The sequence below is a fragment of the Hwangdonia lutea genome, from assembly GCF_032814565.1.
Lineage (GTDB): Bacteria > Bacteroidota > Bacteroidia > Flavobacteriales > Flavobacteriaceae > Hwangdonia > Hwangdonia lutea.
The window spans coordinates 1212550-1225921 of the sequence record NZ_CP136521.1; the positions used below are offsets into that span (position 1 = coordinate 1212550).

Sequence of the window (13372 nt, forward strand, 5' to 3'; positions counted from 1 at the left end):
GATGCCACTACTATCCCTTGCGCAATGCAGAACATCATTCAAAATTTCAATTACGCAACCAAAAAGTTGCGTATTAAAAATATTTATTCTAATTTAGCAACCACAAAGTTGCATATTAATCAAAAAACAAATAATTATGAATGATGTTATTAAAAAAGAAACCGTGTTAAAACACAATATCGATGCGGTTTGGAACGCTATTACAAAAGCCGAAGAAATTTCAACATGGTTTATTAAAGCGGATTTTAAAGCTGAAAAAGGCTATAAATACGTATTTACTTCCGAACCTAACGAAAAAGGCTGCACAACTATTACCGGTGAAGTAAAAAAAGCAAATCCGTATGTGCTGATATACACCTGGATAGTTGGCGACACCAAAGTCGAGACCACCGTAAAATGGGAACTGGAAGCCACCAAAAACGGTACAAAACTTACTTTAGAACATTCTGACATTTCCAACTATGCGGGAGATACCGCCATAGCCATGTTCGAAAGTTTCAACGGTGGTTGGGATGCCTGCATCTCTGGTTTAACCAGTTATTTAAAACAAGAGGTTAATGCAGGATAAAATCACCAAACTTTTTAAAGCTATAGCAGATCCCACAAGGCGTGATATTTTTCATGCCTTGGTTATTGCTACCTCAGCGCTGTCCATTACCCAAATTTCCAATCAATTTGAAATGACAAGGCAAGGAGTTACCAAGCACATTAAAACCTTAGAGGACGCTGGATTGGTTTACATTGAAGCCGAAGGTCGCGAACGTTTTTGTAATGCCAACCCAAAAGAACTTCAAGAAGTTAATAAATGGTTGAAATTTTATGAGCAATTCTGGGATGACAAACTGGGCAGTTTAGAGAATTATTTAGATAATAAGGCTTAAAAATTACGTCATTGTGAAGGAGGTACGACTGTAACAATCTGTTAATAGAGAATCTAATCATGATTCGAAGTAATCAACTCCAAATGGTCATACTTCTTTCTAATTAAAAAAGGCTAAGAATGACAGTAAAATTAAAATAAATGTTAAAATATTTTATTTAGTTAGGATTCCTAACTATATTTACAGCCTAATGATTTTTAAAACCAAATATTATGAGTAAATCAATTTTTTATCACGCAGGATGTCCTGTATGTGTAAGCGCAGAACACGACATTGTTAATTTAATAGGAGCAGAAAATGTAGAAATCGTACATTTTGGCGAAGACAACTCAAGAATTCCAGAAGCTGAAAAAGCCGGCGTAAAATCGGTTCCAGCTTTGGTAACGCCAAACGGAAATGTACTTCATATAAACTTTGGTGCTTCAATGGACGCTGTAAAAGGCTAATTTTTTTTAGTTTAATTAGTTAGGAATCCTAATTTTTAAAATATAACAAACTTATGAAATCAATAGTATTATTAATAGCAGTGCTGTTTTTACACACAGCATGGAGCCAAGGGCAAGACCCTCAATATCAAAACGATAATTTCGCAATTACCTCTACCCAAGTTACCCACGATTCAAATTTAAACATCACGGTATGGGAAATTGCAGTAAAAGGTAATGCTGGCGAAACAACACCTAAAAAAGCAGGCCAGTTAGATGGCGCTCCCGTTTTAGGTTATGTATTTCCAGCAAGTTTAAAGCCAACAGATGTAGGTTTTAACCAGACCGAAGGTATTGTCGCACTTGCCCTAACCTCCCACCCAGACTTTGATGACACCCCACTTTGGGATGAAAATTCAGATGCTATTTACGACAACGATGGTGTGATATGGCATCCACATTGGGTGATTTTAGTTGAGGACAAACGCGTAAAAGGTGGGCTCTCGGTTAAGCAATTTAAAAAAGACGATACCTCGGTAGTTTTACCGCCAACAAACCCAGGCATGCCTATGTATATGGACTCTCCAGGTTATCCTGTAATTACAAAAGCAAACACCATTAAAGTGATTGTTCCAGATTATAGAATCAATAACAAAACCGATTTTTCATATGATGCGGTTACGGCTTTCATGAAAGTGAACACCAGCTTAGAAAACACACCTATGCTTGGGGTTTACGACGTGTTTAGTGTGGCAAGCGGTGATTTATCATTACCATATAAAGTAAAAAAATAACTATGAAAGTTTCAGTTTGGGACACCTATGTAAAAAGAGAAGACGGTAAAATCATGCATTTTGATATTTTGGTGCCAAATAGCTTACAAGATGAACAAACCATTTTAAATTATGGGGCAAGTTATTTGAAAAGTAAAGCTTTTAAAACAGAAAGCATCTCATCTAACATTTGTAATTTTTGTCATATTGAACAAGCAACTGATGCCGTTATGAATGATATTCAAAATAAAGGATTTTCGATTATTGAAATGGAAAATTGCAACTAACTTAATTAGGATTACTAACTTTAGGGCTTTCTAAGAAAACTAACTCTTTGTCATTTTGAGCTTGTCGAAATATTTTAACTTATTAATAATAAAAATTGGTTTCGACATGCTCAACCTGACAAATTAAATTCAAATGACTTTTTAGACAGCCTTATTTATTTTTTTATGAGCGATAGTATTTTTAATCCCAATCAGCAAATCGCTGATGTTTCCAGTAAAATCGTTGCTGGTTTAGAGCGTATTTCTGAAGCCTTTAAAGTTTTACTTTGGGAAAAGGCCAAACGTTTAGGTTTGAGTCCCATTCAAATCCAAATCCTCATTTTTATAAATTATCATAAAATTGAATTTTGTAATGTAAGCCATTTAGCCAAAGAGTTCAACGTTTCAAAACCCACCATAAGTGATGCCGTTAAAGTTTTGGTAAATAAAGGATTGGTTGAGAAGGTGTTCTCCACTTCCGATAGCAGGAGCTACGCCATACAATTATCAGATTCTGGAAAAAGCATAATTTCAGAAACCGAAAATTTTGCACAACCTTTAAAAAATCAATTAAGCGGCATTAGCGATGCCGATTTAGAATCTACCTTCAGCACGCTCAGTAAACTTATTTACAAATTGAATAAAATAGGTGTTTTAACGGTGCAGCGTACCTGTTATGCTTGCAAGTTCTATCAAAAAAACGGCAATCAACATTACTGCAATTTATTGGAAAAAGAATTGTTGAATTCTGAAATTCGGATTGATTGTGAGGAGTTTGAGGTGAAAGCATAACATAAAACTTTCATTGTGAGGGAGGTACAGCTTACACTGAGCGCAGTCGAAGTGTAACAATCTGTTCATCGAAGTCCAAAAACTCCAAGTAATCCACAACAGATTCTTACGCTTTTTTTTAGTGAAAAAGCTCAGAATGACGATAACATTAAACATTACGTCATTGTGAGGACGCAGGACGTAACAATCTCTTGAAATGAATCTTGAACTTTCAACAAACAGAATCTCACGTCGCGCTTTGGCGCTCCTCAGAATGACGGTTCAATTAAAATTCTAATTCAACTTAAACCTAACATCCCGCGCTTCTAATTCACCCAAAAGTTCTTGGCACACTTTTACTTTTTGCTTTCTACTGGGCATGGTCAATTTAATTTTTTCTTTGGTATCGTACACCAAAAAATTAAGCGCTTGATTCCCCGGATGCATATTTATTAATTCTTTTAGCGCAACAATTTTTTGTTCGTTTAAGTCTTTAATATCCACTTGAATAGATAGTTTTTTAGCATAATTTTCCATCACATCGTGCAATAACTGGAAACTATTAAACTGCAACCGTGGGTCGCTTTTCTTTCCGGTGTCTTTATTTACCCAACCTTCGCGCACAAAAGTTTTAACAAATACAAAATTGTTTTTCATTAAAAAATGGCGGAATTTTAAATACTCCTCACCAAAAATTCTAAACTCAAAACTATCGGTGTAATCTTCAATAGTAAATAGTGCCCATCCTTTACCCTGTTTACTCACACGGTGTTGCACATCGGTTACTACGCCACCGAAAACAATTTCCCGATTCACGTAAGGCTCTAAATTATTAAACATGGCAACCGTACCGTTACAAAAGGTTTTCATTTCGGTTTTAAAATCATCCAACGGATGTCCAGAAATATAAACGCCGACAACTTCGCGTTCTTTACTCAATTTTTCCATGGTACCCCATTCTTCGCATGGTGGCACTTCGGGTTCTGCAATTTGCACTTCGCTCGCCTCACCAAACAAACTTACCTGCGCAGAGTTTTCGTTCTCTTTGTGTTTTTGAGCATACTTTATGGCTTTTTCAAGAAACGTAATACCATCGCCAGCATCATGAAAAAATTGTGCTCTGTGGGTATCGGCCAAACTATCAAAACCCCCTGCTAATGCTAAATTTTCAAACGCTTTTTTATTGGCTGCACGTAAATCTATCCGCTTTGCGAAATCGAAAATAGATTTATAATGGCCATCCTTTTTTCTGTTTTCAACAATCGTCATCACCGCACCGTGGCCAACACCTTTAATAGCGCCCATACCAAAACGCACCGCATTATCTTGGTTTACCGAAAACTTGTAGTAACTTTCGTTTACATCGGGCCCGAGCACGTTTAATTTCATGCGTTTACATTCCTCCATAAAAAAGGTAACCTGCTTAATATCGTTCATGTTATTGGACAGCACTGCGGCCATATATTCGGCAGGATAATGGGCTTTTAAATAAGCCGTTTGGTAAGCAATCCACGCATAACAAGTGGAATGCGATTTGTTAAAGGCGTAACTCGCAAAGGCCTCCCAGTCTTTCCAAACTTTTTCTAGAATTTTGGCATCATGTCCGTTTGCGCTGGCTTGTTCAATAAATTTCGGCTTCATTTTATCGAGTACCGCAATCTGCTTTTTTCCCATGGCTTTACGCAACACATCGGCTTCACCTTTAGAGAAATTCGCCAGTTTTTGCGAAAGCAACATCACTTGCTCTTGATATACCGTAATACCGTAAGTTTCCTTAAGGTATTCTTCCATGGCTGGCAAATCGTACTCAATATCCTCGTCGCCATGTTTTCTGCGCACGAAACTCGGAATGTATTCCATGGGACCCGGTCGATACAGGGCATTCATCGCAATTAAATCCTCAAAAACAGTGGGCTTTAAATCTTTAAGGTGTTTTTGCATGCCCGGAGATTCGTATTGGAATACACCAACCGTTTCTCCGCGTTGGAATAGTGCATACGTTTCTTCATCGTCTAAAGGAAATGAATCTGGATCGAGCTGAATACCATGTTTTGCTTTTACGATTTTTACGGTGTCTTTAATTAGAGTCAGCGTTTTCAACCCTAAAAAATCCATTTTTAACAAACCGGCATCTTCAACCACCGAGTTATCAAATTGGGTTACGTACAAATCGGAATCTTTTGCCGTAGCCACGGGAACGAATTTGGTAATATCGTCTGGGGTAATGATAACCCCACACGCATGAATTCCGGTATTTCGCACCGAACCTTCAAGCGTTCGTGCGAGGTTTACCGTTTCTGCTTCCAAATCGTCACCTTCAGAAATATTTAAAAGCTGATTAACTTTCTCCAGATCCTCAGTCCTAAATTTTTTAGCCAACTCCTTTTCATCCACACCAAATATCTTTCCGAGTTTAGACATGGTTGGGATGAGTTTTGCAATTCTATCGGCATCAAACAACGGTAAATCGAGTACCCGCGCCGTATCTCGAATGGAGGATTTTGCTGCCATGGTACCATAGGTAATAATTTGCGCGACTTGGTTGGCACCGTATTTCTCAATCACGTAATCCATTACACGGCTTCGACCTTCGTCATCAAAATCGATATCGATATCGGGCATACTAACACGGTCTGGATTTAAAAAACGCTCAAAAAGTAAATCGTATTTAAGCGGATCGATATTGGTAATCCAAAGGCAATATGCCACTACCGAACCTGCTGCCGAACCACGCCCGGGACCAACGGACACATCCATATTTCGGGCTTCGCGAATAAAATCTTCAACAATCAAGAAATATCCGGGATACCCTGTGTTTTCAATAACGCTTAACTCAAAATCGAGACGCTCTTTAACCTCATCGGATAAATCTTCTCCGTAGCGTTTTTTCGCGCCCTCGTAAGTTAAATGACGTAAATACGCGTTTTCACCACGTTTGCCGCCATCGGTTAAATCGGCTTCATGTTTAAACTGTTCAGGAATATCGAAGGCAGGCAATAACACATCGCGAGCCAATTGGAAGGCTTCAACTTTATCGACTACTTCTTGAATATTTGCAATTGCCTCGGGTACATCTTTAAAGCTATTTTTCATGGCTTCAGAAGACTTAAAATAATACTCCTGATTGGGCAATCCGTACCGATAGCCGCGACCACGACCAATGGGTGTGGCCTGCTTTTCGCCGTCCTTTACACAAAGTAAAATGTCGTGTGCATTGGCATCTTCTTGCTTTCTGTAATAGGTGTTGTTGGTGGCCACCAGCTTAACATCGTGCTTTTTTGCCAGTTGAATTAACGTAGGATTCACACGATTTTCATCTTCTTGATTATGACGCATTAACTCGACATACAAATCGTCTCCAAACTCGTTTTTCCACCAAAGCAAAGCTTCTTCGGCTTGATTTTCGCCAATATTTAAAACTTTACTTGGCACTTCGCCGTATAAGTTTCCTGTTAAGCAAATTAAGTCTTCTTTATATTCTTGAATGAGTTTTTTATCAATTCTAGGTAAATAATAAAAGCCATTTACAAAGGCGTGCGACGATAGTTTCGCCAAATTATGGTAACCATTTTTGTTTTTTGCCAACAGTACAATTTGGTAACCATTGTCTTTTCTGGTTTTATCTAAATGGTTTTCGCAGACAAAAAACTCGCAGCCAATAATGGGTTTTATTTCTTTGGCGGTAGCCGTTTCACCAGTTGCTTTAGCAGCCTCAATTTTAGCCTTAACATCTTTATTATGCTTGTTTACTGCATTCACAAAGTGAAAAGCACCCATCATATTTGCATGGTCTGTTAGGGCCACAGCGGGCATGTTAAATTCTGCCGCCGCCGCAACAATATCGGACACGCTCATGGTAGATTGCAATACCGAAAATTGGGAATGATTATGCAAATGCACAAAATCGACTTCCTTTAATTCGGATACGTTTTGTTTGATTTCTGCCGAAGAAATATCGACGGTTTGCGCCTTTTGCAATCGCGCATTTATCTTAGCACTTTCTTTTTTAAGATTGATGTGCTTTAATCCGATAAGCTGAATGGTATCGGGGTTTTCTTTTTTGAAATTCTCAAAATAATCAGGTTGAACATCCAATTGTTCCTTGGTATATTCTCCCAATCGAATCAACTCTAAAAAACAACGTGTGGTCGCCTCGACATCTGCTGTGGCGTTGTGGGCTTCGGCAAAAGGTGTATTAAACAAAAACTCGTGAAGCTCGGTTAAAGTCGGTAATTTAAACTTGCCATAACGTCCACCAGGAATTTGACACAAACTCGCAGTATGCTCGGTACAGGTGTCTAAAACGGGCAGTTCCTGCAATTGGTTTGCCACATCACCACGTACAAATTCGGCGCCCATAATGTTTAAATCGAACTTTACGTTTTGCCCAACCACGAATTTGGTTTTGCACAAAGCTTCATTAAATTTTTCTAAAACCTCGGCCAACGGCACGCCTTGTTCATGAGCTAATTCGGTAGAAATACCGTGAATTTTTTCGGCATCATACGGGATGTTAAACCCATCTGGTTGCACCAAATAATCTTGATGATCGATACAGTTACCCATCGCATCGTGCAATTGCCATGCAATTTGTATACACCTTGGCCAGTTATCAGTATCTGTAATGGGTGCGTCCCATCGCTTTGGTAATCCTGTGGTTTCTGTATCGAAAATTAAGTACATTCTTAAAGTTTAAAAGGTTGTAGTTAAGTCGTTTAAAAAAACAAAACTTAGCCTATAAAAATACATAGAATTTATACTTTTTTTAAGTGAAGTTTTTAAGAGTTGTGAACAAAACAAAAAAACGCAACCCTCCCGATAGTTATCGGGAGGGTTGCGCTTCTGTTATCCAAAGCTAACCTACTTTTACGACACTAATTCTTCGTGTACTTTTTCAGTATTAATTGCAGCTTGTATCGCATTTTTTTGTTTAAACAATAGTGTATCTATTGTTGGTGGCAAAGTTCTGTCTTTTAAAATTTGATTATACTCTTCAAGACTCGCTTCTTCGCCTCTAATGGCTTCTTCTAAAATAGCTTCCTCATCGTTTGATGTGAATAGCGATTTTAAGCTCATCCAGTTTCTGTGCATTGTACCCTTAAAACTACCGGAATCTTCGGGTATTTCGCCATAACGCAAAATTTCGGTTCTTAATTCTTTAGCAAATTCGCTGCGCTCTGAAGCTCTTCGTTTAAAGAAAATTTTTAAGGTTGGACTATCCACATTTTCAGCCGCATTCAAATACCCTTTTTCGGCATCGTAATTCTTAATTAATAATTCATTTAATTTGTTTGAAATTTCTTCACTGTAACTCATAATATCATTTTCATTTTAAATTTCATGTGCTTATTTTAATTGGTTTTCAAAAGTTAAATGCCACCTTTGGTGATTAAACTAATTATTAAGCACATATAAATAATTAGTTTAATCTTCAAGTTTTCAATACGTTGTTTAAAGATGTGTATTGTTTTACATCGTTTACTTTAATATACAATAAGAAAACCCCTATGTCAAGGGATTTAACAGGGTTTGTGAAAAAATTAAGAAACGTTAACAAAACCTCTCTATTTTATCATATTTTAGAGGTTTCTTAATTAAAACACTTTATGAATACCCGATACAGCATTATTTTAGTTACACTTTTATTTTTTAATTGCAACCAAAAAATGAACACACTATATGTTGGCACCTATACCAATGGCGCAAGCGAAGGCATTTATCAATTCGAGTTTAATTCTGAAAGTGGCGAATTAACCAATAAACAATTAGCCGCAAGCTCTGAAAACCCTTCATTTATAAGCTATTGGCCCGATAAAAATTTCATGTACGCCGTAAATGAAAATGACAACGGCCATATTTCAGCCTTTAAAGTTGAAAACGACAAAACCTTAACATTTATAAATAAAGTAAGTACTGAAGGCGCGCATCCTTGCCATGTAGCTGTTAACGAACAAGGAGACAAGGCTGTCGTATCAAACTATACGGGCGGGAATTTTTCGCTACACACGATTAAAAATGATGGTGCTTTAAATGAAGCCTTTCAGGTTATAGACCATAAAACAGACAGCATCGCTTCTCATGCACATTCGGCACAGTTTTTTAAGGACGATTTATTGGTTTCAGATTTGGGGCGTAATGCCGTTTTTAGTTATCGATTGAACAGCGATAAATATGAGTTGGTTTCTCCATCTATTGTAAATCTGGATGAAAATTCTGGTCCGAGGCATTTTTCGTTAACAAAAGACGGCAATTTTATTTACATTATAAACGAGCTTTCTAGCACGATTACGTCTGCTAAAAAAACAGAAAATGGGTTTGAACTCATTGAAACACTATCAACTTTAGATGCTAATTTTAAAGGGGAAAGTTACTGTGCCGATATTCATTTATCTAAAGATGAACAATTTTTATACGGCTCAAATCGGGGCGAAAATTCAATTGTTGTTTTTAAGCGAGATACCGTTTCTGGCAAGTTAAACAAAACACAAAACATGAGTGTTCACGGCGATTGGCCACGAAATTTCACCATAGACCCAACGGGTAAATTCTTGTTGGTAGCCAATCAAAAAAGCAACAATATTTCTGTTTTTAAAATTGATGAAATTAGCGGAACACTCCGTTTTTTACATGCTGTAGAATTACCATCTCCAGTTTGTTTATTATTCTAAATAAAATACTGATAATTAAAAAAATATAGTATCTTTGCGCCCTCAATAAAGGATTTTTCATTTGAAATATTTCTCATTTAGAAATAAAATCAAATTTCTTTGTTGGGATTCCCGATTTCTCGGGAATGACAATTTAAACGGAAATCTTGAAGCAAAACTTCAAGAAATTTTTTTCAATTAATAACCGAGGTCGAGAACCTCAAATAATTAATTATTATGCCAGTAAAAATTAGATTACAAAGACACGGTAAAAAAGGAAAACCTTACTATTGGATCGTAGCAGCAGACTCGCGTTCAAAAAGAGATGGTAAATACTTAGAGAAATTAGGTGCTTACAACCCCAACACAAATCCAGCAACGGTTGAATTAGACGTTGATGGCGCTGTAAAATGGTTACAGAATGGTGCACAACCAACTGACACGGCAAAAAACCTATTATCTTACAAAGGTGCTTTATTAAAAAATCATCTAGCAGGTGGTGTTAGAAAAGGGGCGCTGACCGAAGAGCAAGCTGAAGCAAAATTTACAGCTTGGTTAGAAGAAAAAGCAAACAAAATTCAAGCAAAAGCCGATGGTTTATCTGAAGCTGAAGCTAAAGCAAAAGCTGAAGCATTAGCTGCCGAAAAAGCAGTTAACGAAGCAAGAATAGCTGCAGCTGCTCCTGTTGTTGAAGAAGAAGTAGCTGAAGATGCTGCTCCTGAGGAAGCCAAGGCTTCTAACGAAGAAGAATAAAAACTTTTATTTTTATACTTTTAAACTCCGATAACTTTTATCGGAGTTTTTTATATCTAAAAACGTCACATCGAACGCAGACGAGATGCCATAAAATTGACATTCAAAATAATTCTTGACTGCGTTCGAACTGACAGGTTGAGATATCCGCTTTCGCGGAAATGAAAAAAAATGAACTTTCAATGCAAAAAAAAGACTGCTTTTATTTAGGTAAAATTGTAAAAAAATACAGTTTTAAAGGCGAGGTTCTTGCAAAACTAGACACCGACGAACCTGATATTTACGAAAACCTCGATGCTGTATTTTTAGAGCTAAGAAATAATCTAATTCCATTTTTTGTTGAAAGCTCTCAACTTCATAAATCTGAATTATTACGCATCAAATTTGAAGACGTAAATACCGAAGCCGATGCAGATGCTATTATGAAAAGCCATTTGTATTTACCGCTCGACCTATTACCAAAACTAGAAGGCGATAAGTTTTATTTTCACGAAGTTATTGGATTTACCATTGAAGATAAAAACTTTGGTAAAGTTGGGGTTTTAAAGGGCATTAACGATTCTACGGCACAATCGCTTTTTGAAATTGACCGAGACGGTATTGAAATTTTAATACCTATGAACGACGAATTTATTTTAAAAGTAGATCGAGAAAATAAAACGATTTTAGTGGAAACACCTGAAGGCTTGATTGATTTATATTTAGAAGCATGATTGTATTCCTGCGATGACAGGGATTTAAATCATTATACATAATTTTAAAATGGATTCCCGCCTTCGCAGGAAAGACAGGCATGAGCAAACCTTTTAAATTCAAACAATTTACAGTCAAACAAGACCGATGCGCCATGAAAATTGGAACAGACAGTGTTTTACTTGGGGCTTGGTGCTCATTAAAAAACAATCCGTTTTCTGTTTTGGATATTGGCGCAGGAACAGGTGTTATCTCACTTATGCTCGCTCAACGCAGCAACGCTGAATTAATTGACGCCATTGAAATTAACGACAATGCCTACGAACAATGTGTCGATAATTTTGAAGCATCCCCTTGGGGCGATCGACTGTTTTGCTACCACGCATCACTTAAAGAATTTACAGAAGAAATTGATGATAAATACGATTTAATCGTTTCCAATCCGCCATTCTATTCTGAAGATTATAAAACCGAAAATAAATCACGCGATTTAGCCCGATTTAACGATGCAATGCCCTTTGAACATCTTATAGAGTGTGTTTCAAAATTGCTTTCGAAACATGGTACTTTCTGTGTGATTATTCCTTTTAAGGAAGAAGTTAGTTTTATCGATTTAGCGTCAAAAGCAAACTTATTTCCAAACAGAATATTACATATTAAAGGGAATCAAACATCAACTATAAAACGAAGTTTATTAGCATTTTCTTTCCGCGAAACCTGTACTGAGCCAAGTCAAGGTAGCGCTCTTGAAAAGTCTGAATTAATTATTGAAACCGAGAGGCATCAATACACCCAAGACTACATCAATTTAACAAAAGATTTCTACATAAAAATGTAACCCATTCAATATGGATTAGTTAAATTTGAGGACTTATAATGCTAAAATCTTAAAAATAGCAAGCCAAAATTAAGATATATTAATAGGCTGCTTTTTTAACATAAAAACGAATCTAAAAATGAAGCCAGATTTATTTGAAGCTCCAGACTATTACAATTTAGACGAGCTTTTAACCGAAGAACACAAACTAGTGCGCGATGCCGCTAGAGAATGGGTTAAACGCGATGTGTCTCCAATCATCGAAGAGTACGCCCAAAAAGCCGAATTCCCAAAACAAATTGTAAACGGATTGGCAGAAATTGGAGCCTTTGGCCCATACATCCCTGAAGAATATGGCGGTGCTGGATTGGACCAAATTTCTTATGGATTGATTATGCAAGAAATTGAGCGCGGAGATTCTGGTGTGCGCAGTACGGCATCGGTGCAATCGTCTTTGGTTATGTATCCTATCTGGAAATACGGCAACGAAGCACAGCGTAAAAAATACTTACCAAAACTGGCTAGTGGCGAATGGATTGGTTGTTTCGGTTTAACCGAACCCGACCACGGCAGTAACCCTGGCGGTATGACTACCAATTTTAAAGATATGGGCGATCACTATCTTTTAAACGGTGCCAAAATGTGGATTAGCAATGCGCCTTTTGCTGAAATTGCAGTAGTTTGGGCAAAAAATGAAGAAGGGCGTATTCACGGATTAATTGTTGAGCGCGGAATGGAAGGCTTTTCAACGCCCGAAACACATAACAAATGGTCGCTTCGTGCCAGCGCAACGGGCGAACTCATTTTCGATAACGTTAAGGTACCAAAAGAAAACTTGTTACCTAACAAATCTGGTTTAGGCGCACCACTTGGCTGTTTGGATTCTGCACGTTACGGCATTGCATGGGGCGCGATTGGCGCTGCCATGGATTGTTACGATACGGCTTTAAGATACAGTAAAGAACGTATGCAATTCGGAAAACCCATTGGGCAATTTCAATTGCAACAAAAGAAATTAGCTGAAATGATTACCGAAATCACCAAAGCGCAACTTTTAACCTGGAGACTGGGTGTGTTGCGAAATGAGGATAAAGCCACATCGGCGCAAATATCGATGGCAAAACGTAACAATGTGGATATGGCAATTAATATTGCCCGCGAAGCGCGACAAATGTTAGGCGGTATGGGCATTACCGGCGAATATTCCATTATGCGCCATTCCATGAATTTAGAAAGTGTGATTACTTACGAAGGCACACACGACATTCATTTGTTAATTACTGGATTAGATATTACGGGGCTTAATGCTTTTAAATAGCGACTAAGGCGCATTGGGCAGCTCACGC

At 37.5% G+C, this 13372-nt stretch carries 13 protein-coding genes; 11 read left to right on the top strand and 2 right to left on the bottom strand.

The window, feature by feature from the left end:
* Positions 1–136: 136 nt before the first annotated feature.
* The 6 genes from RNZ46_RS05210 (at position 137) to RNZ46_RS05235 (ending at position 3137) form a co-directional block, all read left to right on the top strand.
* Positions 137–568 carry an SRPBCC family protein gene (locus RNZ46_RS05210; protein WP_316984320.1) on the top strand — a complete coding sequence of 144 codons (432 nt, stop codon included), beginning with the start codon at positions 137–139 and terminating at the stop codon, positions 566–568.
* Positions 558–881 (top strand): ArsR/SmtB family transcription factor, encoded by a 324-nt coding sequence (locus tag RNZ46_RS05215; RefSeq protein WP_316984321.1) that lies wholly within the window; start codon positions 558–560, stop codon positions 879–881. The genes RNZ46_RS05210 and RNZ46_RS05215 overlap by 11 nt, the downstream gene beginning before the upstream one ends.
* A 212-nt stretch (positions 882–1093) precedes the next feature.
* The gene (locus RNZ46_RS05220; RefSeq protein WP_316984322.1) at positions 1094–1327 is read left to right on the top strand and encodes a thioredoxin family protein; all 234 of its coding nucleotides are present in this window, start codon (positions 1094–1096) and stop codon (positions 1325–1327) included.
* A gap of 53 nt (positions 1328–1380) precedes the next feature.
* Complete coding sequence (locus tag RNZ46_RS05225) at positions 1381–2100, top strand: hypothetical protein (RefSeq protein WP_316984323.1); 720 nt, start codon at positions 1381–1383, stop codon at positions 2098–2100.
* A gap of 2 nt (positions 2101–2102) precedes the next feature.
* The gene (locus RNZ46_RS05230; protein WP_316984324.1) at positions 2103–2366 is read left to right on the top strand and encodes a DUF2024 family protein; all 264 of its coding nucleotides are present in this window, start codon (positions 2103–2105) and stop codon (positions 2364–2366) included.
* Positions 2367–2531: 165 nt separating this feature from the next.
* The gene (locus RNZ46_RS05235) at positions 2532–3137 is read left to right on the top strand and encodes a MarR family winged helix-turn-helix transcriptional regulator (RefSeq protein ID WP_316984325.1); all 606 of its coding nucleotides are present in this window, start codon (positions 2532–2534) and stop codon (positions 3135–3137) included.
* 273 nt (positions 3138–3410) lie between these two features.
* Here RNZ46_RS05235 and dnaE read toward each other — a convergent pair whose 3' ends face one another.
* Positions 3411–7799, bottom strand: coding sequence for a DNA polymerase III subunit alpha (dnaE, locus tag RNZ46_RS05240; RefSeq protein WP_316984326.1), 4389 nt, complete (start codon positions 7797–7799; stop codon positions 3411–3413).
* Between the two features lie 183 nt (positions 7800–7982).
* Positions 7983–8432, bottom strand: a complete 450-nt coding sequence (locus RNZ46_RS05245; protein ID WP_316984327.1) for a ferritin-like domain-containing protein — start codon at positions 8430–8432, stop codon at positions 7983–7985.
* A gap of 350 nt (positions 8433–8782) precedes the next feature.
* Between RNZ46_RS05245 and RNZ46_RS05250 the strand changes: the two genes are divergently transcribed.
* The 5 genes from RNZ46_RS05250 to RNZ46_RS05270 all read left to right on the top strand — a co-directional run bounded on the left by RNZ46_RS05250 (position 8783) and on the right by RNZ46_RS05270 (position 13344).
* A complete protein-coding gene (locus tag RNZ46_RS05250; RefSeq protein WP_316984328.1) occupies positions 8783–9784 on the top strand; it encodes a lactonase family protein in 1002 nt (333 codons plus the stop codon).
* Between the two features lie 216 nt (positions 9785–10000).
* The gene (locus RNZ46_RS05255) at positions 10001–10516 is read left to right on the top strand and encodes a 30S ribosomal protein S16 (RefSeq protein ID WP_316984329.1); all 516 of its coding nucleotides are present in this window, start codon (positions 10001–10003) and stop codon (positions 10514–10516) included.
* A gap of 182 nt (positions 10517–10698) precedes the next feature.
* On the top strand, positions 10699–11229 hold the full coding sequence (gene rimM / locus RNZ46_RS05260; RefSeq protein WP_316984330.1) for a ribosome maturation factor RimM: 531 nt from the start codon (positions 10699–10701) through the stop codon (positions 11227–11229).
* A gap of 80 nt (positions 11230–11309) precedes the next feature.
* Positions 11310–12047: a tRNA1(Val) (adenine(37)-N6)-methyltransferase gene (locus RNZ46_RS05265; protein ID WP_316984331.1), complete on the top strand. Its 738-nt coding sequence runs from the start codon at positions 11310–11312 to the stop codon at positions 12045–12047.
* 118 nt (positions 12048–12165) lie between these two features.
* Positions 12166–13344, top strand: a complete 1179-nt coding sequence (locus RNZ46_RS05270) for an acyl-CoA dehydrogenase family protein (RefSeq protein WP_316984332.1) — start codon at positions 12166–12168, stop codon at positions 13342–13344.
* Positions 13345–13372: the final 28 nt, after the last annotated feature.

What these genes read in the sequence shown, in the direction of transcription:
- RNZ46_RS05250 (WP_316984328.1), top strand. Translation starts at nt 8,783, where the DNA reads ATGAACACACTATATGTTGGCACCTATACCAATGGCGCAAGCGAAGGC.
- RNZ46_RS05230 (WP_316984324.1), top strand. Translation starts at nt 2,103, where the DNA reads ATGAAAGTTTCAGTTTGGGACACCTATGTAAAAAGAGAAGACGGTAAA.
- RNZ46_RS05225 (WP_316984323.1), top strand. Translation starts at nt 1,381, where the DNA reads ATGAAATCAATAGTATTATTAATAGCAGTGCTGTTTTTACACACAGCA.
- RNZ46_RS05215 (WP_316984321.1), top strand. Translation starts at nt 558, where the DNA reads ATGCAGGATAAAATCACCAAACTTTTTAAAGCTATAGCAGATCCCACA.
- RNZ46_RS05210 (WP_316984320.1), top strand. Translation starts at nt 137, where the DNA reads ATGAATGATGTTATTAAAAAAGAAACCGTGTTAAAACACAATATCGAT.
- RNZ46_RS05265 (WP_316984331.1), top strand. Translation starts at nt 11,310, where the DNA reads ATGAGCAAACCTTTTAAATTCAAACAATTTACAGTCAAACAAGACCGA.
- RNZ46_RS05245 (WP_316984327.1), bottom strand. Translation starts at nt 8,432, where the DNA reads ATGAGTTACAGTGAAGAAATTTCAAACAAATTAAATGAATTATTAATT.
- RNZ46_RS05220 (WP_316984322.1), top strand. Translation starts at nt 1,094, where the DNA reads ATGAGTAAATCAATTTTTTATCACGCAGGATGTCCTGTATGTGTAAGC.
- rimM (WP_316984330.1), top strand. Translation starts at nt 10,699, where the DNA reads ATGCAAAAAAAAGACTGCTTTTATTTAGGTAAAATTGTAAAAAAATAC.
- RNZ46_RS05270 (WP_316984332.1), top strand. Translation starts at nt 12,166, where the DNA reads ATGAAGCCAGATTTATTTGAAGCTCCAGACTATTACAATTTAGACGAG.
- RNZ46_RS05235 (WP_316984325.1), top strand. Translation starts at nt 2,532, where the DNA reads ATGAGCGATAGTATTTTTAATCCCAATCAGCAAATCGCTGATGTTTCC.
- RNZ46_RS05255 (WP_316984329.1), top strand. Translation starts at nt 10,001, where the DNA reads ATGCCAGTAAAAATTAGATTACAAAGACACGGTAAAAAAGGAAAACCT.
- dnaE (WP_316984326.1), bottom strand. Translation starts at nt 7,799, where the DNA reads ATGTACTTAATTTTCGATACAGAAACCACAGGATTACCAAAGCGATGG.